We start from the raw sequence: 22,560 nt of genomic DNA, 5'->3' as shown, positions 1-22,560 counted from the left end.
CTCCTGTCCCCCTTGTCGCTTGGCAGCCGGCCAACTGGCCTCGCTATTCCGCGCAGACCTCCTGTCGGACAGGTTTTCAGGGACCGGGCCCGGCACGGCTCCTCCGGACTCATCGAGGAGGTGCGCTGGCGCGGAGGGGCCTGGGCTTGAGGCCCACGAACCTGTCCGACTGTCGGACAGGTTCTGGCGGCCGGCCGGCCCGGCGGGGCTGTTGGTCCATGCGCCCCTGGCGTCCGCTCAAGCACCTCGTCGCGGCCGTCGTGCGCTCCGCGAGATGACGTCAGGCACCTCCGGTGGCCTGTCTACGGCACGGTGCGGCGTGTGCCGGCGGGACTGGCGTTGCGCTGGGGCCAGCCGCGGGATTCGGCGCGGCTTCCGACGGGATAGGCCTCCAGGCGCCAGACGCCGTCGCGGCGCAGCGCCACGTGCAGCAGGTCGCCCGCGAACACCGCGCCCGCGACCTCCACCCGGCCCGGCAGGGCGCACTGGTTGAGCTTGTTGCCGAAGGAGATCCATTCGAGCCACGCCTGGCGCTGACCGTTCGGAAGCTCCGCGTCCGCGAGCACGCCTACGGTGTTCTGCTCCAGCAACGCGGCTTCGTGGAAGGCACCGGGGAGCAGCGGTGAGGGCAGCACGTCCACCTCCGAGAGGAGCTGGCCGTCGTCCGAACTGAACGAGCGCAGCATGGTGCGCAGCTCCGCGCCGGTGCAGGGGGTGCCGTCCGTGTGGTCGCACGCGGACGCGAACGCATGACCGACCTTGCCTCCGGGGGACATGAGCACGGGCTCGGCCAGGGGCGACAGCGTGCGTGTGCCCGCGTCCCAGTCCAGCGCGGTGAGCACACCTCCATCCGTTTCCACGAAGGCCTGTGCCCCCACGAGCAGCCGTCCCGACGCGAGCGCCAGTGATGGCGCACCGCCTGGGACACCCGCATCGAGCGGTTCGAGGCTCAGCGATGCGATGCCTCCATCCCCGAGTGCGACCGCACTGGATGAGAATCCAAGCCCCGTGCCCGAGCCACCGGGCCATGTCGACACCGTGTCCCGTGCGACGCGGGGCGCCGCGTACACGGGGCCCGACACCTCCGCGGAGTACGACCCGATCGAAGACATGAAGCCCGCGCCTGAAGTCCCGCCGTCCGTGACCGGTTCAGCCGGTGCCCACGCCGTGAAGGCCAGCCGCCCATCCCACGGCGTGTAGAGGTACGCGCCGCGCGCGTCGTCCACCGCGAGCCTCGCCGCTCCGCCGCCGTCCTCCTCCGGTCCCATCGCCAGCGGCACGCCCTCGTCCGCGCTCAGCAACACCAGCCGGGAACGCAGCAGCTCCGTGCCCGCGTCTTCGCTCCACGTGACGTACGTCAGCACGTCCCCGTCCTTCGTGAGCGCCACCCGGCCCGCTCCCGTTGTTCCGGGCACGCCCTCCGGCGTTCCTCCATCCAGCGCCGCATCGGCGAATGCCCGCGACATGCGCCAGCCCAGCTCGCCCGCGCCCGTTGCTTCGCGCACGCCCTCCGGTGTTTCTCCATCCGGCGCCGCACCGGCGAACGCCCGCGACGTGCGCCAGCCCAGCTCGCCCGCGCCCGTTGCTTCGCGCACGCCCTCCGGTGTTTCTCCATCCGGCGCCGCATCGGCGAACGCCAGCGACGTGCGCCAGCGAAGCTCGCCCGCGCCTCGCGGCGCGTACGCCTCCAGCGCTTCCGGCGCGAGCACCACCACTCCCGCGTCCGATGCCGCTAGCAGCGTCCTCGCGCCTCCGTCCCCGTAGGGCGATTCGTAGCGCAGCAGTCCGCTCTCCGTGTACGCGGCGAGCCAGCAGCCCCCGTCCTCACCGCACACCGACGCGTAGACCGTCCCGTCATCCACCAGCAGGACCGGCCCGCCGTCCTCCGCGATGGGCGTCCCGCCCAGCTCCGCGCTGAATTCGGACTCCAGGTCTCCCGCGTCCGGGCGCATGCACTCGCCCGCGCTGCACTTGCCTTCCCCCTGGCAGGGCGTGGCCGGCGCGCAGACGAAGCCGTCCGGCGGCGTCACCGTCCGGCACGTGCCGCTGAAGCAGACCCGCGCCGCCTTGCAGCTCACCGCGCCGCAGGGGCTGAAGTCCGCCACGTCCACCTCCTGGCAACCCGAGTTGCGGTCGCACACGCCCACCTTGCACGGGTCGCTCGACGCCGGGCACGCGACGCTCGCCGTCACGCAGCCCTGCGTCGGTGAACAACTGTCCACCGTGCACGGGTTGTCGTCATCGCACGTGCGCGGCTGCCCCACGCAGACGCCCGCCTGGCAGCGGCCGTTCTCCTGGCAACGGCTGCTCGGGATGCATGACGCGCCGTCGTCCAGCGGGGACTCGATGCACTGGCCGGAGTCCAGGTCGAAGCGTGAGTCGCGACACTCGCCCTGCGGCACGCATGCCAGCGGACGCACGCCCACTCCGGTGAGCTTCACCTTCGTCGTGGTGCGCCCCGCGGTGAGCACCAGCTCCCCCTCCACCGGCGTGTTGCCCGCGGAGAACAGGATGTCCACCGTGCCCGTGCCGCTGCCTCCGACGACAATCTGGGACACGACGACGAAGAAGGGCGCGTCCGTCACCGCGTCCACCGTGACGCCCGCGCGGCCGGTGGCCACCAGCGTCAGCGAACGGCGCACCTGCGTGCCCTCCAGCACCCGGCCGAAGTCCACGACCTCGGCCTGCGGCCGGAAGCTGGCGCTCGCACCGCCCACGTTGGGGTCGTCGCCACAGCGGCACCCTCCCACCAGGACGAGCACCAGGAGCAGCCACCAGCGAGCACGGGCGCGGAACATGCCCCTGACTCAACCGCGCCACCCCGGGCCGGCGCAACGTGCGCCCACCCTGGCGGGTCGTCCCCGCACACTTCCCTGCCCGGCCGGGCCCGCTAGGGTTCCACGGCGGACTCACGCCGCCGCGTCAGCGCCCGCACGCCGAACCCCAGCGCCGCCACCACGAGCAGCCCGATGACCGCGTACTGGTAGCGCGACACCAGCACCGTCAGCCGCTCCAGGTTGCCGCCCACCGCCATGCCCAGCGCCAGGATGAGCCCGCTGTGCGCGAGCGCGGAGATGGCTCCCAGCACCAGCGCGTTGAAGCGCGGCATCCGCGCCGCTCCCGCCGCGATGAAGATGACGCCCCGGATGCCCGGCAGGAACCGGTTCACCAGCAGCAGCCACGGCCCCGCATGCCGCATCCGCGCCTGCACCTGCTCCAGCCGCGCGTGCGTGAGGCCGAAGAAGGAGCGCCCCGGCTGCGCCTCGAAGCGCTTCGCCAACCACTTGCCCACGGAGTAGTTGATGAACGCGCCCATCACGCTGCCCGCCGTCACCACCGCGAGCACCAGCCACCAGGGCTTCTCCCCGCGCACGGCGTAGACGCCGCCCATGAGCACGATGGTGTCCCCGGGAAACGGCGGCACCACGTACTCCAGCATCGCCGCCACGCCGAGCACCAGGAACCCGAGCGGCCCCAGCGTCCCAATCAGCTTGTCGACGTGCTCGATCCACATCCGCGCGATGACCTCCAGGGCCGGAAGCCCTCGCGCGAGACTTAAGTCGTCTCCCCGCCCGGCGGAACCCATGTTCGCTACCCCACGCGCGGCGGTGAACACGGACGGGCCGGGACTCCGGGGCTCCACCTCCCGGAGGAAGCCTGACCTCCTGTTCCCCGCGCACGGGCCAGAGGCATGGGTCCCATGCCGGGCCCAAGGCGAGCGAAACCGCTCGCGGGACGGGAGGCCGCCGACTCCCGGACAAGCCCTACGCCTTCCCCGCGCGCGGAGGTCGACACGTACGAGCCGGTCCACCCACCGCTGGCGTCAGACGAGCGAGAGCCCGCCATCCACCGTCAGGACGCTCCCCGTGACGAACGACGCCTCCCCGCTCGCGAGGAAGACGGCCGCGTTGGCGATCTCCTCCGGGTCCGCGACGCGCTGGAGCGCGTGCAGCCTGGCGGCGGCGGCGCGCTGCTCCCCGGAGGCGTTCCAGCTCCGGAACATGGGCGTGTCCGCGCCGCCGGAGACGAGCACGTTCGCGCGGATGCCCTGTGGGGCGTACTCGGCCGCGACGGTGCGCGTGAGCCCGATGAGGCCCGTCTTCGCGGCGGCGTAGCCGGATGTCCCGGGCATCGCCTTCGTGTGCCCCACGAAGGTCCCGATGTTGATGACGCTCCCCCCGCCCGACTTCAACATCGCGCCCACCTCGTGCTTCGTCGACAGGAACGCGCTCACCAGGTACCCGTCGATCCAGTCCCGGAACGAGGCCGTGTCCAACGTGTGCGTGGGCCCCCCGCCGAACGTGCCCCCCGCCGCGTTGACGCCCACGTCGAGCCTCCCGAACGTCTCCAGCGTGAAGTGGACCAGGGCCTCGACGTCGCCCTCCTTCGTCACGTCCGCGGCGCGGGCCACCACCCGCCCTCCCGCCTCCGCCGCCATGCGCGCCGTGTCCTCGAGCGGCCCGGTCCGTCTGCCAGCCGCCACCACCCGCGCCCCCTCCCGGGCCAACGCGAGCGCCGTCGCACGGCCAATCCCTGAACCCGCCCCCGTCACCAGGGCGACCTTCCCTTCCAATCGATGCGTCATCCGACAGCGCTCCGGACACGGGCCCGCTCGTGAGGTCGCGCGCGCGGGGCCCTCTCACGCGGCGCACGGTCCTCGTAGCGCCACGAGCCCGGGGCCCGCGCTCCGGTTCTTGCCGTCGAAATCACGAACCCCGCGCGAAGCCGCGAGTCCTCGCCTCCCGCCGCCGGGCACGCGGCCCGGAGGGAGCGGACCTCAGGCCTGCCGGGGTGAAGCCGCGGGCGTCGGCAGCACCGTGCCGCCGTACTGGCTGGCCGCCAGCGTGCCGCACGCCGCGCCAATCTCCTTGCCGCCCGAGTAGCGCCGCGCGATGGGCGCCTTCAGAATCTGAAGGTGGTCCCGGAACGCGCTCAGCTCCTCCGCCGTGGGCGGCAGGTACTTGCCCGTCGGATCCGTCACGTCGATGAGGTCCACCTTGATGGGGATGCCCTCGAACGCCGCCTTCAGCGCCTCCGCGTCCTCGCGCTCCAGGTTGAAGCCCTGGATGGCCACGTAGGCGATCATCGCCCGCTCGCGCCGCGCCTCGCTGTACTCGCGGATGGCTTGAATGAGCTCCGGCAGCGGGTGCGTCTTCTCGATGGGGAGCACCTTCGCGCGCTTCTCCGGGATGGCGCTCGTCACGCTGAACGCCAGACGGAACGGGTGCCCTTCGCGCGTGTAGCGCCGGATGGCCGGGACGTGCCCCGCGGTGGAGAACGTGATGGCCGTGCCGGAGATGGAGAACCCGGCCGGGTGCGACAAAATCTGCGCCGCGCGGATGGTCTCCTTGTAGTTGAGCAGCGGCTCGCCCATCCCCATGAACACCACGCCGCCCACGCGCCGGTCCGCCTCCGCGCGCACCTGCATCACCTGGTCCAAAATCTCCCAGGTCTGGAGGTTGCGCTGGAAGCCGAGCTTGCCCGTCATGCAGAAGTCGCACGCCAGCGCGCAGCCCACCTGGCTGGACACGCAGACGACGTACTTCTCCTCGAAGATGGGGATGCGCACCGCCTCGATGCGGCCGCCCAGCGGCGACTCGAAGAGGTACTTCACGAAGCCGTCTTCCGCCTGCCGCCGCTCGACGACCTTCAGGGACGGCATCTCCGCCTGGGCGCGGAGCAGGTCCGCGACACGGCGCGGCACCTGGGGCGCCAGCGCGACGGCCTCCACCGTGGGACGGGCGTGGGCGAAGACGCCCGCGAACACCTTGCGCACCGCGGTCGCGGACGGCTGGGCCGGCGCGAGCGCCGCTTCCAGCTCCGGCAGCGACAGTTGTTTCAGGTTCACGAGCAGGACTTGATCTTCGAGCGCAGGAACTCGGTCAGCTTCGCCGACACCTCCCGGGGCATCTTCAGCGCCATGGCGCGCTTGCAGAGGCCGGGCGTCGCCCGATAGGTGCTGAGGAATTCCTCGCAGGGCTTGCAGCCCGACAGGTGCTCCTGCAGGTGCCGCGCCTCCTCCTCGGGCATTTCGCCTTCGAGGAATTCCAGCAGGAGGTTGATGGAATCTTTGCAGGTATACATCCGAACCTCGGCTGGCTGCGGCTCCCCTCGTTCCAGTTCGAAGATGCCGAGGCGCCCTGGGGGTTTCACACCCCGCGATTGTCCCGGTTGTAGAACAGGTCGATGGCCTCTCGCAGCGCGAGCCGTGCCCGGTGCAGGCGGCTCTTGATGGCGGGGATGGAATCCCCCGTCACTTCTGCGATCTGTTCGTAGCTGAGGCCGTCCACGTCTTTCAAGAGGAAGACTTCCCGGTAGCCCTCCGGCAGCCGGTCGGCCGCCTGCTGGATGGCCTGCCCCAGCTCCGCGTCCAGCGCCTTCTCCTCGGCGTCCCGGCTCCAGTCCGTGACGGGGTAGTCCGCCAGGGTGCCACGCTCCGTGAATTCAGGGGCCTGGAGCTCCGCCTCGGCCGCCTGGGCCACCCGGCGGTGACGCAGGCGCATGAGGGCGTGGTTGGCCGCGATGCGGTGCACCCAGGAGCCGAAGGCCGCCTCGCCCCGGAAGTCCTTCAGGTGTTGGTAGGCGGACAGGAAGGTGTCCTGGGTGATTTCCGCCGCGTCCGCCTCCGAGCGCGTCATCCGCAGCGCCAGGCCGTAGACCCGGTCCTGGTGCAGACCCACCAGGGCCTCGAAGGCGGACACGTCACCGTCCTGGGCCCGCGTCAGGAGCCGCCGGTCTTCTTCCTGCCGGTCTTCTTCCTGGGGAGCCTCTTGGGACATGGCGTCTTCCACCCAACCAGCCAGAACGTTCCGCGTCAAGGACGACGGCGAGGCCGCCGGGAGACGAAGCGGCTGACGTGTCCACTGTCCCGGTCCCACAGCCGCAAGGGTTCAGCGGCCCACGCCCCGGCGTACTCCACGCCGATGCGGGGGCCCCGCTCCACGCGCGCGTCCGGCACCGGCGTCCCCGGCAAAAGGTGCAGCCCCTCCGAGTCCAGCGTGAGCCCGTTGTGGTTCAGGTTCACCCCCATCACCCGGCACAGCCTCCCCGGCCCGTCCGTCCGCTCGCCGGGCGGGATGCCCTCCACGGGCTCCATGCCCCGCACGAGCACCGCCGCCGCCACCCCAGGCGCGTCCGTCACCACGTTGAAGCAGTGGTGCATTCCATAGATGAGGTAGACGTACGAGCGCCCCGCCGGCCCGAACATCACCTCCGTGCGCGGCGTGCGGCCCTTGGACGAGTGGCACGCCAGGTCATGCTCGCCCAGGTAGGCCTCGACCTCCACGATGCGGCCCACGCGCCGGCCCCGGACGCCGTCCACCACCAGCAGGGTGCCCAGCAGGTCGCGCGCCACCTCCAGGGTGGGCCGGGCGTAGAAGGACAGGGGCAGTCGTTTCACGAGGGGGGTCCTTCCCGCTTCGGGTGCGCTCCGTCAACCACTGAGCGGTTGCATCGGCCGGAGGTTCAACGCCGCTGTATCCCAACGGCTGACAGGCAGGCGCGCATGCACCGCGTCTCGACAGCAGTTCACACCGGGGCGGGGCTGGGGCAGATTGCGACGCACCATGTCCACTCCTGGCCGGCTCTCCGGTCTCCTGCTGCCTCTCTTCTCCCTGCGCTCGCGAACGGACTTCGGCATCGGTGACTTCGGTGCCCTGGACGGACTCTTCTCCTGGATGAAGGCCGCGCGTCAGCGGATGCTGATGGTGCTGCCGCTCCTGCCCACCGCGCCCGGCGACCCCAGCCCGTACGCCACGCGGTCCGCGTTCGGCCTGAACCCGCTCTTCATCGACCTGAACCAGGTGCCGGAGTTCCAGGCCACCGGCGGCGAGGGCGCGCTCGGCGACGCGCAGAAGCAGCAGTTGGCGGAGGCCCGCGCCGCGGCGCGCGTGCGCTACGACCTGGTGTTCCCGCTGAAGGACGCCGCGTTCGCGCGCGCGTTCGACCACTTCGAGCAGCACGAGTGGACCCCGCGCACGGCGCGCGCCCAGGAGTTCCAGAAGTGGCGCGAGGCGCAGGGCGAGTGGCTGGAGAGCTACGCGCTCTTCACCGCCATCAGCGAGAAGGAGGACCGCCGCCCCTGGTGGCAGTGGCCGGAGGGGCTGCGCACGCGCCAGCCGGACGCGCTGCGCGCCATCCAGGAGCAGGGCCTGGAGCGCCGCGTGCGCTACCACGCCTGGCTCCAGTGGCTGGCGGAGGCGCAGTGGAACCAGGTCCGCGCGCAGGCGAAGGCGAAGGACGTGCTGCTGTGCGGGGACGAGCCCTTCATCATCGGGCAGGACAGCTCCGACTGCTGGGCCCACCCGGACATCCTGCGCCGCGACGCGCGCCTGGGCGTGCCGCCGGACGACTTCTCCGCCACGGGCCAGGACTGGGGCCTGCCCTACTTCGACTTCGCCGCGATGGAGAAGGACGACTACGCGTGGCTGAAGAAGCGCGCGGCCAAGGCTGCCAGCTACTACGACCTGCGCCGCGTGGACCACGCGGTGGGCTACTTCCGCCAGTGGATCCGCGACGAGAAGAACCCCACCGGCTACTTCGTCCCCGGGGACGAGCCCACCTGGCGCCGCCAGGGTGAGAAGCACTTCCGGCTCCTGTCGGAGGGCGCGGGCATCGTCGCCGAGGACCTGGGCGTGATCCCCCCGTTCGTGCGTCAAATCCTGGCGGACCTGAAGCTGCCCGGCTACCGCGTGCTGCGCTGGGAGCGCGACGACAACACCTACCGCGACCCGCACCAGTTCCCCGCCGTGTCGCTGGTCACCACCGGCACGCACGACACGGAGCCGCAGGCGGAGTGGTGGGAGCAGGCGCGCGACGACGAGCGCCAGAACGCCGCGCGCGCGTGGCCGGAGTTCCAGGGCGTGGCGGTGACGCGCGAGTTCACCCCGGACATCCACCGCGCCACGCTGGCCGCCGCGCTCAACGCGGGCTCGGACCTGTGCGTGCTGCCGTGGCAGGACGTGCTGGGCACGCGCGACCGCATCAACCTGCCCGGCACCATGGGCGACGCCAACTGGGCCTACCGCATCGCGCAGGACACGGACGCGCTGCTCACGGAGGCCCAGACGAAGGACGCCGCGGAGCGCCTGGCGTGGCTCACCGCCTCGTCGCGCCGCTAGCCTGAAGGCCTCTTCCGCCCCGGGGCCGCGGCCCCGGGCGCGGGACGCCCTACTGCTGGCCGTTGTCCTCGATGCACTTCACCTGGCCGGGGAAGCCGTCGAACACGGCGCAGCGGCGGCCCGCCTTGGCGCACTCCAGCCGGTCGCAGATGTTCTCCACGACGCACAGGGGCGGCGAGCGGCCGAACTCCAGGAACAGCTCCGCGCAGAAGCGGAACGGATCCGCGCACCCGAGCGAGCCGCAGTACGGCGTGTCGGAGAGGTTCTCTCCCTCCTTGAGTTGGACCACTTCGTCTTCGCTCACGCCGCAGCCGGTGGCGAGCACCAGCGTGGCCGACAGCAGGAGTGCGATTCGCCGGACCATAGGGACCCGAATCTGACGCACCCCGGGCCGGGTTGCACGCGCCACGGAGGAGCCCGGCGGATTGGCGGACACTGACCCCGTCCCCGAGGTCGTGGAATGCGACATTCTCCGCACAAAGAAACATTGCGAAACGCGTCAGGGGCTGGCCTTCCGGTAAGAAACGTGACGTGGCCGACGTCCGACTCCTCCGACTCCGCTCCGCCGTGCCCCTCGCGCTGGCCGTGCTGCTGACGGCGTGCGCCACCACGTCCAACGCGCCCACCGGCCCGAAGGTGAAGTCCCTGGACATCGAGGGGGCGAAGCAGGTGGACGACGGGGACATCAAGGACCGCATCCTCACGTCCTCCACGCCCTGGTACGCGTTCTGGCCCTTCGGCAAGGCGCACTACTTCGACACCAACGCGTGGCAGGCGGACCTGCGCCGCATCGAGCGCTTCTACCAGGCGGAGGGCTTCTACCAGGCGCAGGTGGAGTCCAACGAGGTCATCCCGGACGGCGACAAGGCCGTGCGCCTCAAGGTCGTCGTCAACGAGGGCGCGCCCACCCTCATCGACCGCGTCGAAACGCACGGCCTGGAGTCGCTGGGCCAGGGGCCGGATCAACCCTCGCAGCGCGAGCGCGAGCGCATCCTGGAGGAGCTGCCGGTGAAGACCGGCGACGTGTTCCGCGAGGAGACCTGGTCCGCGACGAAGGACCTGGTGCTCCAGCGGCTCAAGGACCTGGGGTACGCGGAGGCGGAGGTGGGCGGCGAGGTGCGCGTGGACGTGGCCACGCAGAAGGCCGTGGTGGACCTGCAGATCGCCCCGGGCCTGCGCTACCGCTTCGGCAACATCTTCATCGCCACGGACGCGAACCCGCAGGTGCCGCCCCGCCGCATCATCGAGCAGGCGCAGGGCGCGGTCATCAAGGGCGCCTACTTCAGCGAGGCGGCGCTGGCGGAGGCGCAGGCGCGCGTCTTCCGCATGGGCGTCTTCGGCGCGGTGAAGGTGAACCGCGGCGCGCCGGACCGGCAGAACGCCACGGTGCCGGTGGTGGTGGACGTGCGCGAGTCGCCCTTCCACTCGCTGCGGCTGGGCGGCGGTATCGGCGTGGACGCCGCGCGGCAGGAGGGCCGCATCCTGGGCGAATGGACCAACCGCAACTTCCGCGGCGGCCTGCGAAGGCTCACGCTGCGCGGACGCCTGGGCTACGCGTTCATCCCCAACGTGCTCGCGAGCCTGCGCAACGACGCGGGCTCCGATGATGACCCCGTCTTCACCTTCACCACGGAGTTCGAGCAGCCGCGCTTCCTCTTCCGCGACCTGGCCCTGCAGGCGTCCGTCACCGCGGAGAAGGGCCTCCAGCAGGCCTATTCGTTCTACGGCGGCTACCTCAAGACGGGCGTCATCTGGACGCCCCACCCGTCCTTCTCCGTCTTCCCCTCGTACAACCTGCAGTTCTACCGGCTGACGGGGCAGGTGAGCCTGGACGAGAGCGTCCCGCCCATCATCCTGGGCTGTGAGAACACGAACTCCGCGGGGCGGTGCGTCCAGGCGCTGAGCTTCCTGGAGGTGGCGTTCGCCTGGGACCGCCGGGACGACCGCACCGAGCCGCGCGACGGCTACTACGTGGGCTTCTCCATCCAGAAGGGCGGCGGCCCCTTCTTCGGGCAGTACACCTACGTCCGCCTGCTGCCGGACCTGCGCTACTACCACTCGATTGGAGACAAGAAGGACCTGACTCTCGCGGTGAAGGTGCGCGCGGGCACGCTGGACCCGGCGGGCGGCGGCCAGAGCTCCATCGTCACGCGCTTCTTCTCCGGCGGCGCCACCGCGATGCGCGGCTTCAACGGCCAGCGGCTGTCCCCCATGACGCCGCTCGCGCCCACGTACAAGAAGGACGACGACGGCAACCTCCTGCTGGACGCGAACGGCAACCCCATCCTGGATTCCTGGGACACCGTGCCCGTGGGCGGCAACAGCCTCTTCGAGACCTCCGTGGAGCTGCGCTACCTGCTCACGGACAACCTGATGCTGGCCGTCTTCTATGACTCCGGCCTCGTGGGCACGGAGGCGCTGTTCGGCAAGAACGCCCCCAAGCTGTTCGGTCCCGAGCACTACCACGCGGTGGGCGCCGGCCTGCGCTACCTCACGGTGGTGGGCCCCATCCGGCTGGACCTGGCCCGGCGCTTGAACATCGGGCGGGGATTGCCCGTCAGCGATCCCGGGTACATCTATCCGTCCTCGGGTGGATGCCTGGGCTTCGGGCGCAAGTTCGACAAGGCCACGATGTCCGCTGACGCGGCGTACGCGGGTGCCCCGGAAGGGCTCTGCGCGGTCCATATCTCCATCGGAGAGGCGTTTTGAGCGACCCCACGACCCCCGCCTCCACCGCCCCGCCCCACCGGCGCAAGCGCTGGGGACGGCGGCTGTTGTGGGGCCTGCTGGGTTTCCTGGGGCTCATCATCCTGCTGGTGGCGGGCGTGCTCGTGTACGCCACCAGCCCCGGCGGGTCCGCCCGCATCGCCCGCTTCGGCGTGGAGCTGGCGAACAAGCAGCTCGCCGGCCGGCTGGAGGTGGGCGGGTTCGACCTGGACTTCAACGGCGCGGTCCTCACCGGCATCAAGCTGTACACGCCGGAAGGCGACCTGGCGGCGGAGATCGCCCGCGTGGAGGCGCGGCTCCACCTGTCGCCGCTGCTGGGCCAGCGGGTGGACCTGACCAAGGTCCGCATCGAGACACCCCGCCTGTACCTGGTGCAGGACGAGCGCGGCCTCAACCTGATGCGCGCGCTGGAGCCCCGGGAGCCCAAGCCCGAGGAGCCCCCGGCCCAGGGCCAGAGCGCCCTGAGCATCCACCTCAAGGACTTCGAGCTCAGCCACGGCTACGTGGACTTCCAGCAGGAGCTGCCGGACGGCGGCGAGCGCCAGGTGCGCCTGGAGGAGCTGGGCGCGAAGGGCGAGGGCCACTACGCGCTGGCGGACATGGACTTCGCCGCGGACCTGCAGGCCACGGGCGGCCTCACCCGCCCGCTCCAGGGGCCCGTGCGCCTGGTGCTCAAGGGCCAGGGCCGGGACGTGGTGCGCCAGGTGGACGCGCGGTTGGGGCTCGCGGGCATCGAGGCGGACCTGGGCGCGAAGCAGACCGGCGAGACGGCCGCGGCCGTGGAGCTGCGCCGCCTGACCGTGCCGCCCGAGCCGGTGAAGGCCTTCGTGCCCGCGTACCCGCTGGTGGTGCCCGTTGAAGCGAAGGGCACCGCGTCCCTGGACGGCGACCTCGCGAAGGCGAAGCTGGGCGCCTCCGCGGGCAAGGCCACGCTGGACCTCGACGGCGACGTGGACCTCAAGACGTTGCGCACCCGGGAGACCACCGTGAAGGCGCGCGGGGTCAACCTGGCGGAGCTGATGGAGGACGGCATCCCCACCAACATCGCCGCGGACCTCGTGGCGCGCGGCGGTGGCGACAGCCTGGAGACGCTGGACGGCGACGTGGCCCTCACCGTGACGCCGTCCGAGTTCCGGGGCCAGTCGGTGGGCCCCATCGAGGTGAAGGCCAGCGCGAAGGACGGCCGCTACAACGTGGCCAACCTGCGCGTGATGATGCCGGGCGCGGCGTTGGTCGCGTCCGGCGAAGGCACCGCGAAGGCGCTGGAGGCGCGCGGCAGCCTGTCCGCGGGCAACCTGAAGCTCCTGTCGCAGGCGCTGGACAAGCTGCTGCCCGGCGGCACCGTGCCGCCCATGTCCGGCAGCGGTTCGCTGGAGTTCCAGGTGAAGGGGCCGCCGCGCTCGCCGGGGGTGAAGGCGGACGGCAACTTCGTGGCGCTCAATTACGGCGACATCGCCATCCAGGACCTGTCGCTGAAGGCGAGCGTGCCGGACGTCACCCGTCCGCTCACCACCGACGCCACCGTGCTGGTGAGCGAGCTGAGGACCGCGGGCAGGACCTTCCGCGACCTGTCCCTGGCGCTCACCACCGACCCGAACCGCGAGCTGAAGGCCAGCGTGCGCGTGGACGGCGACGCGCAGCTCGCGCTGGGCGTGGAGGGCACGGTGGACGCGGACAACGAGGGGCTGGCCCTGCGCGCCTTCTCGCTGTCCTGGCCGGAGGCCACCTGGACGCTCCAGCAGCCCACGCACCTGGCCTTCGGCGGCGGGCGCATCGCGCTGGAGCCGCCGCTGGCGCTCGCGTCAGGGCCGCAGACGTTGAAGCTGGCGGCGGTGAAGGACGGCGAGCGCGTGGACGCGCGCATCGACCTGGGCGCCTTCGACCTGTCGAAGCTGCCGCGCATCGCGGTGCCGGAGGACCTGGGCCTGGGCGGCACGCTGTCCGGCCACGTCGCGGCGAAGGGCCGGATGGCGCGGCCGGACGCGGACGTGGACCTCACGCTGTCGGACGGCAAGGCGCGCGGCTACGCGGGCCTGGGGCTCCAGGTGAAGGCGCGCTACGTGAAGGACCGCGCCACCGGCACGCTGGGCGCGGAGCTGAACGCGGCGCGCGTGTCCTCGGAGTTCGACGTGCCCGTGCAGGGCGTGCTGCGCCGGCGCAACGAGCCCCTGTCCCTCACGGTGAACCTGGAGCGGCTGGACGTCGCGGAGGTGCTGAAGCTGGCGAACCAGCCGCCCGGCCCCTCCGGACACGTCACCGGCACGCTGGTGGTGAACGGCTCCGCGAAGGACCCGCGCCTGGACCTGAAGGTGGTGGGCGCGGACCTGCGCTACCCCGGCCGGCCGGAGGCCCTCTTCGCGCAGGCGCTGGGCTTCGAGCTGCACGCGAACTCCGACGCGAACGACGCCACGCTGGGCGCGCGGCTGGACGTGAAGGGCGTGGCGCCGCAGGCCTACGTCCTGGTGAAGACGCCCTTCACGCTGGGCGGCGTCATCGAGAAGCCGCCCACGCCCGCGCAGGCATTGGAGGCGCCGCTGCACCTGGAGGCGCTGGTGGCGGAGCTGCCCCTGAAGCTGCTCCAGGGCGCGGAGGGCGTGGACAAGCCGGACGGCACGGTGACGCTGAAGGCGGACGTGAACGGCTCCGCGCTCGCGCCGCTGGGCCGCGTGGAGCTGCTGGCGAAGGGCGTCACCGCCAACGGCCTGCCGCCCCTCAACGGCACCGCGCTGGCGCTGGCGGGCAACGAGGACGTGAAGCTGTCCCTGGACGTGCGGCGCCCCCACGGGCCGCTGGCCACGCTGGAGGCGCGCGTGCTGGCGCCGCTGGCCGCGCTCCAGGACCGCGAGGTGGCCAGCCGCGTGCCGTTCCGGATGAAGGGCCGCGTGGGGCCGGTGCCCTTGAACGAGATTCCCGGCATGGCGGCGCGGCCCGCGCAGGGCAACCGCGGGCCGCAGGGCGTGCTGGCCATGGAGCTGGTGGCGCGCGGCACGCCGGAGGCCCCGGAGCTGGAGCTGAACGCGGGCATGCAGCACCTGGGCGTCGCTCAGACGGCGCTGGGCCAGGCGCGGCTGCACTACTCCTACTCCCAGGCGAAGTCCCTCTTCGACGCGATGCTCACCGCGCCCGGCGGCGGGTCGCTGCTGCTGGGCGGCACCCTGGAGCTGGACCTGTCGCTGCCCGCGTTCCAGTCCGCGCAGGGGCCCGCGAAGAAGGTGGAGCGGGCGCCGGTGGAGCTGTCGCTGCGCGCGCGCCGCTTCGACCCGACGTTCCTCTCCGGCATCTCCCCGTACGTGCGCTCGCTGGGCGGGCTCATGCAGGCGGACGCGAACCTGGGCGGCACCGTGGGCGCGCCCACCTTCAAGGGCAACCTGGAGTGGAAGGACGGCCGGCTGGGGCTGATGGGCTTCGGCGAATACAACGACATCCAGCTCGCGCTGAACGCGTCGCAGGAGCGCATCGAGCTCAAGAAGCTCACCGCGAAGTCCGGCAACGGCTCGCTGGAGCTGACGGCCACCGCGAACCGCCAGGGCAGGAGCGGCGAGTTCGTGCTGGAGGGCAAGGGCCACACCAAGAACCTGCCCATCGTGGTGGAGGACCAGCTCATGGCCCTGTTGACGCTGAACCTGTCCATGAAGGGCAGCCTCAGCGAGCGGCTGGTGAACATCAGCGACCTGTCCATCCCGGAGGCGCACGTCGAGCTGCCGGAGGCCAAGCGCAAGGACCTGCAGCCCCTGGAGCGCCCCGTGGACGTGGTGATGGTCCGCAACGGCGTGCCGGTGGACAAGCGCAAGAAGAAGGAGAAGGCGCCCACGCAGGTGGCCACGTCGCAGAAGGCGCAGAACCCGCGCAACGCGCCGGACTCGCCCGGCATGCCCGGCAACCCGGAGCCCACCGTGGGCAGCGGCGGCGCGGGCGTCCCCACGTCGCAGGCGGAGGCGGAGGCGCTGGCGGAGGAGGGCGAGGACGAGGAGGCGCCGCAGCGCCAGTTCTGGGTGAACATCAACGCGCCCCGCAACCTGTGGGTGCGCGGCACGGACCTCAACGTCCAGTTGGGCCTGTCCGAGGGCTTCCGCGTCGAGTACGCCAACGAGGCGCGCATGTTCGGCGAGGTGAAGGTGCTGCTGGGGCGCGTGGACGTGCTGGGCCGCCGCTTCGACGTGCAGCGCGACAGCCAGGTGCGCTTCACCGGCCCCGTGCTGATGCCGTACATCAACGTCACCGCCGAGCACCGCAACGAGAACGCGGGCGTCACCGTCTTCGTCACCGTGCGCGGCCAGGGCAAGGAGGTGACGCTGAAGACGACGAGCGACCCGGCCCTGCCGGAGTCGGAAATCTACACGCTGCTCGCCACCGGCCGGCGCACGCTGGAGCGCGGCTCCGGCGCGTCCATGAACGCGGGCGCGCAGGCCGCCTCCGTGGTGGGCTCGTTCGTCGCCAACGAGGCGCGCAAGGCCATCGCATCGAAGCTGCCCCTGGACGTGCTCTCCATTGAAGCGGGGGACAGCGGCATCGCCGGCACCAAGCTGGAGGTGGGCACGTACGTGACGGATAAAATCTACGTGGGCTACACCGGCCGCGTGGGCGCCAACCTCCAGCGGGGGGAGAACGCCAACGCCGTGCGCTTCCAGTACCTCTTCAGCCCGCGCTGGAGCCTGGAAGGCATGTACGGCGACGCGCGCTCCGGCGGCCTGGACCTCATCTGGACCAAGGAATACTGACCGCCCGGACGTGACGCGCCTTCGTCCGGGCGGCGGTGTTGCCGCTCTACAGCGCGTACGTCGCGTAGCAGGTGCCCATGGGGCCCACGCCCGTGGTGTCCGCGCCCGGCGCGTCCCGCCACACGCCCTCCGCGCCGCACTGCTGCCACAGGGTGCTGCTCGCCTGCACGCAGGTGCGCACGGGCACGCCGCGGCCCAGGCGCGTGGAGACGCAGTACGGGAAGGACACGTTGCAGTTGGACGGCTTCGTGGTGGTGCCGCCAATGAAGACGCCCTGCGAGCACTGGCGCCACAGCGCGTCCGACGAGCTCTGCACGCACGAGCCCTCCGGCACCACGGCGTCCACCGTGCCGGAGTAGCAGCCCTCCGCGGCGGTGAGCGTCCACGGGTACGCCGTCTTGAAGCGGTTGTAGATGGACGCCATCAGCGACGAGCCCCCCACCGTGGTGCGGCCGCACTGGATGGCGTACGCGCCCACCCAGGGCGTGTACGTGTAGAGCGCAGCGGTGGCGTTGTTCACCGGCTTCACCGAGCACGGGTCCGACGTGGACTTCGTCACCCCCACCTTCCAGCCGGAGATGGTGGCGCGGCCCGCCTCCAGGTCCGTGAGGTAGCCGCGCATCTTCTTCGCCGCGCACTCCACCTGCTTGCCGAAGCCCACGTATTGCGCGTCACAGCCGCTGCCGTCCGGACAGCCACAGCCCGTGGCCTTGCTCAGGTTGGTGGACGTGCCGCTCTGGATGAGGCTGGACTCGCCCTGGATGCGCGCCAGCATGTAGAGCGGGCTGATGTTGGACGCGCGCGAGCGCTCCACGATGAGCGTCGCCGCCGTCTTGCCCCAGGCCGGGTCCGTGTAGCCCGCCAGGTACGAGCCCTGCTGCTGGAGGAACGCCTGCACCTGGGCCGGCGTGATGCCCGTGCCGCCCGTGACGTCCGAGTCCTCCAGCAGGCGGTGCATGTCGTACTTCGTCGTCGCCTCCTGGAGCACCTGCCCGGTCAGCTCGTCGACCACGGGCTCGGGGGTCTCATCCAGGGGACCGCAGCCGGCCGCCAGCAACGCCGGCACCAGCAGCACACACCATCGGAGCTTCATCTCGCGCACCTCGGGGGGAAAGGGAGCCCGGCCGGAAGCCGGTGGGGCGAGCATGACTCAAGACTTTCCAGAAACGCGAGAATAACCCTCCAGCAGCACGGGGAGAGGGCGGAGTAGAGTTCTGGACATCATGAGGACCCCTGCCCTTTTTCGTCGGAAGTGTTGGCCGTTCCTCGCCGCGGGCCTGCTGGCCGTGGCGGGCTGTTCGGATTCGAGTGAGCCGGGTGACGAGCCCGGGCCGGGCACGGATGGGCCCGGGGTGACGCCGGGCGACGGCTCGGAGTGCCTGGGCGCGGCGTTCCTCTCCACGCTGGGCAAGAGCACGGTGCTGGTGGGCGCGCAGATGGAGGACGCCACCGCGAAGGCCGCGCCCTTCGACGTGCGCTACCTCTACATCGCCGCGGGCCTGTTCGACTCGAAGGACGCGTGCCAGTCGTGCGCGTCCGGGTGCACGTCCGGCGGCGTGTCGTGCTCCAACAGCGCCGGCTGCGCGTGGTGGGGCTGCTGGCAGTACGACCAGGAGCCGCCCGGCGCCTACGTGCGCGACTTCATCAAGTCCGCGCAGGCGAACGGCCAGCTCCCCTTCATCACCTACTACGAAGCCTTCCAGGCCAGCGGCTACACGGAGGGCGAGGAGCAGTTGAAGGCGCTCAACGACGCGGCGTTCCTGGGGCGCTACCTCGCGGACTGGCGCTTCCTCTTGAAGCAGGTGGGCCAGGAGAAGGCGCTGCTCCAGATTGAGCCGGACATGTGGGCCTACCTCCAGTTCTTCCCCAAGGACGGCAAGGCGACCTCCACGCCGGTCGCGGTGAAGGCGGCGAACCCCACGGACTGCGGCACCCAGGAGAACAACGCCGCGGGGCTGGGCCGGTGCATGATTTCCATGGCGCGCAAGTACGCGCCCAACGCGAAGGTGGGCCTGCACGCGAGCGCGTGGGCGACGAAGACGGACGTGTCGGGCAACACGGACCCGTCGTTCGACGTGGCGGGCGAGGCGAACAAGGTCGCGGACTTCCTCCTGTCGGTGGGCGCGGGCGACACGGACTTCGTCACGGTGGAGGCGTCCGACCGCGACGCGGGCTGGTACCAGCAGACGACGGGCAGCGCGGTCTGGTGGGATCCGGAGAACCGCAAGCTGCCGCACTTCCAGCAGGCCTTCACCTGGGCGAAGGCGGTGTCCACGCGGCTGGGCAAGCCACACATCTGGTGGCAGTTGCCGGTGGGCAACATGTCCCTGCCCAACACCAACCAGAAGTGGCGCGACAACCGCGTGGACTACTTCCTCACGCACCCGGGTGAAGTGGCCGCCGCGGGCGGCGTGGGCATGCTCTTCGGCGCGGGCAACTACGAGCAGACCACGCCGGAGACGGACGGCGGCAACCTGGTGAAGCGCGTGAAGGCATACAAGGACGCGGGAGGCCAGGCCGCGTGCGTGAAGAACTGAGCCGCTGAAGCCGTGCCGTGCGCCCGGGCCGCGTTCAGGCCCGGGCCCGCGTGCGCTTGGAGGTCGCGGTCTTGCGGGCCTTCGCCTCCTTCCAGGCCTGGACCTTCTGGATGGACTGAGCGGCATCCGGCGTCTCGCAGGCCGTGTCGCCGTGGGCCACCTCCACCTTGCCCAGCCGCTTCGCCGTCGCGAGCACCTCTGTCTTCATGAGGAGCGCGGCGAGGCGCTGCCACCCTGCCCGCCCACCCATTCGGACTTCGACTGTGCCCACGTCAGCGCTTTCGCCGCGTGCGGTGAGCGCAGCACCACGTTCGTCACGAAGACGTCCGTGAGCGTGTGCCAGTCCAGCCCCTTCGCCCAGGCATCCAGTTCCTTCCAGGGCATCGCGGGCGCATCCACCATCATGGTGGCCAGGAGCCGCGCCTCCGTGTGACCCGACGCCCAGAGCGCGCGGGTCTGGGGCGCCGTGAGGCCGGACTTCATGAGTTCCTTGCGAGAAGGCGCGCACGGGCCCGCGCGCCGCGACGGTGCCGCGGTGGATGGGCCTGCCACCGTCGTTCATCAAGACAAGCCGCGCGCCATCCGGGAAGGTGACCACCGGTCCCTGGAGGCGGATTTCGTCGCGGACCGCGCGGAAGGGCGAGACCCGGGCTTCCGCTTCGCTCGGTGGAGGTTCGGTGTAGGGCTTCACGTCGGAGCGGAGGTGGAGGTTCTCCTCCCGTGGCGCCGGTTCGGCCTCCCTGAATGGGTCCGCTCCGGCGCGCGCGTAGCGGTTGACCCGTCGAGGTGCACGAACGGGCTTCGCCTCGGGCTCCCTGAGCACATCCGAGCCAGTGCGTGAGTGGCGGTTCGCCTCACGGTTCGCCCGCTCCGATGGCGCAGGCGTGCGGGGCTCCAAATCACCGCGTGGAGCCGCTTCCGGGTGGCGCTCCTCGCGGTCCGCACGGACGGAGCCGACGCGAGTCTCCTGCTCGCCGGGCCGCTCCGCATCTGAATGGCGCGTCTGGCGCGCCGCGCGAACGGAGCCGGCGCGAACGTCCCGTTCGCTGAGCGCTACTGTTTCGGGTCGGCGCTCCTCGCGGGAGGAAGCGGAGGCGTGAGTCCTCCGGGAGGAAGGCATGGAGTCGGCGCGTGAGCTGGCGCCCGGGCGTGAAGGCCGCCCTTGCGGCATCCGTCCGCCAGGGCCAGGGGCCCCCTGAGGATCCGCTCCGGTACGCGGAGAAGCGCCGGGGCCGTGCGGACGTGGCTCCGGGGCATCATCCCGTTCGAGGTCGGAGACCCAGCGCTCCAGGAGCGACATCACGCCCTGGGAGGCAACGGGCGCACGGTTCCGCTTCCGCCCCGATTCATCACCAGCCACGTCAACGTCCCCTGCGAACATCCTGCCCACGCACAGTAGGAATCACCCTCGCGCAGGGAAGTTCGACCCGGAGCCGGGCTCCACGGCTGATTTCAGGATGGAGGCGCCACGGCGGACCGCCAGGACGACAGTGCCGTCATCCCGGAAGGCGGTCCCCACGCGGGCTCGCCTGCTCTCGGCGCGCGCTCAGAACAGGCGCGAGTACGTGGACGGTGCCCCGGGCCGTGGCGTCCAGCGCTTCGCGTCGCGAGGCAGCCACAGGAGCTGGAAGGACTCGGCACGCCCTTCATAGCGAAGGGTGTGCGTGCCCCGGGACAGCGCGAACTCAGGCGTGGTGATGCGCTCGCCGTCGATGAACAGCGCGCCGGTGTCGAGCGTGCTCGCGGGCTGGACGAAGTAGCGGTCGGCGCGCACCGCGAGGAAGTGGTCCTCCAGTGCGCCAGAGTCCGAGGGCACGCGGTAGCGCTGTCCCCACAGGTACAGGTCACCGTCGTAGGGCTGGTAGTGCGCGTCGAGGAAGCGGCGCAGCGCCAGGGGAAGACCGGAGGTCCGCAGGTCATCCACCCGCATCACACAGCCCTGCTCCACGAGCACCCGGGGCATCTCGTCGGACAGCAGCCCCGCGAGTGAACCGCGCAGATACGCGTCCGTGTAGAAGTAGAAGTGAGCGTGCGGCCGGCTCACGTAGCCACCCGAGTTGTCGTAGACGACATCCTCCGGCCCCGTGAGCGCCGCGATGCGAGCGAGCACCTCGCGCTGCCGGGCATTGCCGCCATCGTCCAGCAAGGCCTCCACCCGCGCGGCCTGGACGACAAACAGGCCGCCCAGCCCGGCAAGCCCCACGGTCCGCACCGCGGGAGTGCGCAACCCAGAGAGCACTCCCAGGACGCCGCGCGCTGCGAAGGGCGCGAGCACGCCCAGAAAGGGCAACAGGCTGTACGGGAACGGCGCGCGCTGGAGCGCATAGGCGCCGAAGGTCGCGGGCACGGCCACGAACAGGAGCAGGTCGGGAGTCCGCGGGTGCTTCCGCAAGCGGAGGAACGTGGAGACGAATCCGACGGCGGCGAGGAGGAAGAACGCGGGTTGCGCCCCCAGGGCCGGCACCAGGTATTCGCGCCACGAGAAGCCCGGGTAGTGGCGCTGGTGTTCGGAAGCCCAGACGAAGCACCACCGCCACCATGCGCCCCACGAGCCCGTCACCGTGAGGTAGGCGGCCACCGCGCCCGTCGCGGCGGCGATGCCCGCGAAGAAGGCGCGAGGCGCGGCGATGAGCGCGGGAGAAGCATTCCTGCGAGGCAAGAGGTCCGCCAGGAGCACCACGGCCACTAGCCCGCCGAAGAAGATTGCTTTCTGGGAGCCCCACGCGGAGGCGACGAGCAACGCACCCGCCAGGAACGACGAAAGGACCGAGCCGGGCTGCACGGCCAGCGCGGCGAGTGCCCCCAGGAAGAGCGCGGCGGTGAGGGCATCCGGACGCACCTCTGTGGCGAAGTGGAGGAAGCCCGGAGAGCAGAGCAACAGCACCGGCGCCAGGTGCGAGGCGATGCGGCCTTCCCGCCGGTTGAGGAGGAACACGGAGACACACGCCCCCGCGAGCGGCACGAGCATAGCCGCCCGAAGCGCGATGACGTGGCGCGGATCATCTCCGAGCAGCCGGAGCAACGGTGCCAGCAGTTGGTACACGAGAGGAAAGTGCACCTCGAAGAAGTCGAGGTAGGGCACCTGCCCATGAGCCATGAGCCATGCGGCATGGGCGTACTGGAACTCATCGATGCTGAATGCCTTGTGCAGTGCGAGGCGCGAGGCCTGGAGTGCGAGCACGCCCAGGACGACACCCAGCCCCCACCGCAAGGCCCGGGGCTCCGTCATCGGCGCCGTCATACCGCGAAAGCAGGCCCGGCTTCAGAACCCAGGGGGCACGGCCCCACAGCCCCGGACCGCCATGCTGTCCCAAACCTGCCCGGCAGTCGGACAACTTCCCGCAGCCCGAATGAACCAGCAGCCCCCGGGCCAGGAGCCTCCAAACCTGTCCGACAGGAGGTCTGCGCGGAATAAGCAGTCCTACGAGCCGCATAGAGGTGGGGTGACATCGCAAGAAG

General features: G+C 71.2%; 16 protein-coding genes. 4 read left to right on the top strand and 12 right to left on the bottom strand.

Features of this window, described 5'->3' with window-relative positions; genetic code table 11:
* Positions 1-302: 302 nt before the first annotated feature.
* The 7 genes from K8612_RS38245 to K8612_RS38215 form a co-directional block, all read right to left on the bottom strand.
* On the bottom strand, positions 303-2,798 hold the full coding sequence (locus K8612_RS38245) for a hypothetical protein (protein WP_223765855.1): 2,496 nt from the start codon (positions 2,796-2,798) through the stop codon (positions 303-305).
* Positions 2,799-2,890: 92 nt separating this feature from the next.
* Positions 2,891-3,514 (bottom strand): DedA family protein, encoded by a 624-nt coding sequence (locus K8612_RS38240; protein WP_306799797.1) that lies wholly within the window; start codon positions 3,512-3,514, stop codon positions 2,891-2,893.
* Positions 3,515-3,823: 309 nt separating this feature from the next.
* On the bottom strand, positions 3,824-4,585 hold the full coding sequence (locus tag K8612_RS38235) for an SDR family oxidoreductase (RefSeq protein ID WP_223765853.1): 762 nt from the start codon (positions 4,583-4,585) through the stop codon (positions 3,824-3,826).
* A 192-nt stretch (positions 4,586-4,777) separates the two neighbouring features.
* Positions 4,778-5,848, bottom strand: coding sequence for a radical SAM protein (locus K8612_RS38230; RefSeq protein ID WP_223765852.1), 1,071 nt, complete (start codon positions 5,846-5,848; stop codon positions 4,778-4,780).
* Positions 5,845-6,084, bottom strand: coding sequence for an anti-sigma factor (locus tag K8612_RS38225; protein WP_014399836.1), 240 nt, complete (start codon positions 6,082-6,084; stop codon positions 5,845-5,847). The genes K8612_RS38230 and K8612_RS38225 overlap by 4 nt, the downstream gene beginning before the upstream one ends.
* 65 nt (positions 6,085-6,149) lie before the next feature.
* A complete protein-coding gene (locus tag K8612_RS38220) occupies positions 6,150-6,779 on the bottom strand; it encodes an RNA polymerase sigma factor (protein WP_120592678.1) in 630 nt (209 codons plus the stop codon).
* Positions 6,780-6,814: 35 nt separating this feature from the next.
* The gene (locus K8612_RS38215; protein WP_223765851.1) at positions 6,815-7,399 is read right to left on the bottom strand and encodes a DNA-3-methyladenine glycosylase; all 585 of its coding nucleotides are present in this window, start codon (positions 7,397-7,399) and stop codon (positions 6,815-6,817) included.
* 166 nt (positions 7,400-7,565) lie between these two features.
* Here K8612_RS38215 and K8612_RS38210 point away from each other — a divergent pair, with 166 nt between their 5' ends.
* On the top strand, positions 7,566-9,119 hold the full coding sequence (locus K8612_RS38210) for a 4-alpha-glucanotransferase (protein WP_223765850.1): 1,554 nt from the start codon (positions 7,566-7,568) through the stop codon (positions 9,117-9,119).
* 49 nt (positions 9,120-9,168) lie between these two features.
* Here the strand turns inward: K8612_RS38210 and K8612_RS38205 are convergent, their stop codons facing one another.
* Positions 9,169-9,483, bottom strand: coding sequence for a hypothetical protein (locus K8612_RS38205; protein ID WP_223744172.1), 315 nt, complete (start codon positions 9,481-9,483; stop codon positions 9,169-9,171).
* A 167-nt stretch (positions 9,484-9,650) separates the two neighbouring features.
* Here K8612_RS38205 and K8612_RS38200 point away from each other — a divergent pair, with 167 nt between their 5' ends.
* Together K8612_RS38200 and K8612_RS38195 are read left to right on the top strand one after the other, a co-directional pair.
* Positions 9,651-11,828 carry a BamA/TamA family outer membrane protein gene (locus K8612_RS38200; RefSeq protein WP_223765849.1) on the top strand — a complete coding sequence of 726 codons (2,178 nt, stop codon included), beginning with the start codon at positions 9,651-9,653 and terminating at the stop codon, positions 11,826-11,828.
* Positions 11,825-16,564 (top strand): translocation/assembly module TamB domain-containing protein, encoded by a 4,740-nt coding sequence (locus tag K8612_RS38195; RefSeq protein ID WP_223765848.1) that lies wholly within the window; start codon positions 11,825-11,827, stop codon positions 16,562-16,564. The genes K8612_RS38200 and K8612_RS38195 overlap by 4 nt, the downstream gene beginning before the upstream one ends.
* A gap of 46 nt (positions 16,565-16,610) precedes the next feature.
* On the opposite strand, the gene K8612_RS38190 is transcribed toward K8612_RS38195, so the two are convergent.
* Entirely contained in the window at positions 16,611-17,657 is a 1,047-nt protein-coding gene (locus K8612_RS38190; RefSeq protein ID WP_223765847.1) for a hypothetical protein, read from the bottom strand.
* Between the two features lie 130 nt (positions 17,658-17,787).
* Between K8612_RS38190 and K8612_RS38185 the strand changes: the two genes are divergently transcribed.
* Entirely contained in the window at positions 17,788-19,101 is a 1,314-nt protein-coding gene (locus tag K8612_RS38185) for a hypothetical protein (RefSeq protein ID WP_223765846.1), read from the top strand.
* A 34-nt stretch (positions 19,102-19,135) separates the two neighbouring features.
* On the opposite strand, the gene K8612_RS38180 is transcribed toward K8612_RS38185, so the two are convergent.
* From K8612_RS38180 to K8612_RS38170, 3 genes are all read right to left on the bottom strand, one after another.
* Positions 19,136-19,309 carry a hypothetical protein gene (locus K8612_RS38180; protein WP_223765845.1) on the bottom strand — a complete coding sequence of 58 codons (174 nt, stop codon included), beginning with the start codon at positions 19,307-19,309 and terminating at the stop codon, positions 19,136-19,138.
* Entirely contained in the window at positions 19,306-19,584 is a 279-nt protein-coding gene (locus K8612_RS38175; RefSeq protein WP_223765844.1) for a DNA alkylation repair protein, read from the bottom strand. Before K8612_RS38175 ends, K8612_RS38180 begins: the two co-directional genes overlap by 4 nt.
* Positions 19,585-20,647: 1,063 nt before the next feature.
* The gene (locus tag K8612_RS38170; RefSeq protein ID WP_223765843.1) at positions 20,648-22,330 is read right to left on the bottom strand and encodes a hypothetical protein; all 1,683 of its coding nucleotides are present in this window, start codon (positions 22,328-22,330) and stop codon (positions 20,648-20,650) included.
* Positions 22,331-22,560: the final 230 nt, after the last annotated feature.

Source organism: Corallococcus sp. AS-1-6, assembly GCF_020037015.1.
GTDB lineage: Bacteria > Myxococcota > Myxococcia > Myxococcales > Myxococcaceae > Corallococcus.
Note: the sequence above shows the minus strand (reverse complement) of the source record. Positions and strands in the feature narration are given on the sequence as shown.

What these genes read in the sequence shown, in the direction of transcription:
- K8612_RS38245 (WP_223765855.1), bottom strand. Translation starts at nt 2,798, where the DNA reads ATGTTCCGCGCCCGTGCTCGCTGGTGGCTGCTCCTGGTGCTCGTCCTG.
- K8612_RS38240 (WP_306799797.1), bottom strand. Translation starts at nt 3,514, where the DNA reads ATGTGGATCGAGCACGTCGACAAGCTGATTGGGACGCTGGGGCCGCTC.
- K8612_RS38235 (WP_223765853.1), bottom strand. Translation starts at nt 4,585, where the DNA reads ATGACGCATCGATTGGAAGGGAAGGTCGCCCTGGTGACGGGGGCGGGT.
- K8612_RS38225 (WP_014399836.1), bottom strand. Translation starts at nt 6,084, where the DNA reads ATGTATACCTGCAAAGATTCCATCAACCTCCTGCTGGAATTCCTCGAA.
- K8612_RS38220 (WP_120592678.1), bottom strand. Translation starts at nt 6,779, where the DNA reads ATGTCCCAAGAGGCTCCCCAGGAAGAAGACCGGCAGGAAGAAGACCGG.
- K8612_RS38210 (WP_223765850.1), top strand. Translation starts at nt 7,566, where the DNA reads ATGTCCACTCCTGGCCGGCTCTCCGGTCTCCTGCTGCCTCTCTTCTCC.
- K8612_RS38205 (WP_223744172.1), bottom strand. Translation starts at nt 9,483, where the DNA reads ATGGTCCGGCGAATCGCACTCCTGCTGTCGGCCACGCTGGTGCTCGCC.
- K8612_RS38190 (WP_223765847.1), bottom strand. Translation starts at nt 17,657, where the DNA reads ATGAAGCTCCGATGGTGTGTGCTGCTGGTGCCGGCGTTGCTGGCGGCC.
- K8612_RS38185 (WP_223765846.1), top strand. Translation starts at nt 17,788, where the DNA reads ATGAGGACCCCTGCCCTTTTTCGTCGGAAGTGTTGGCCGTTCCTCGCC.
- K8612_RS38180 (WP_223765845.1), bottom strand. Translation starts at nt 19,309, where the DNA reads ATGAAGACAGAGGTGCTCGCGACGGCGAAGCGGCTGGGCAAGGTGGAG.
- K8612_RS38175 (WP_223765844.1), bottom strand. Translation starts at nt 19,584, where the DNA reads ATGAAGTCCGGCCTCACGGCGCCCCAGACCCGCGCGCTCTGGGCGTCG.
- K8612_RS38170 (WP_223765843.1), bottom strand. Translation starts at nt 22,330, where the DNA reads ATGACGGAGCCCCGGGCCTTGCGGTGGGGGCTGGGTGTCGTCCTGGGC.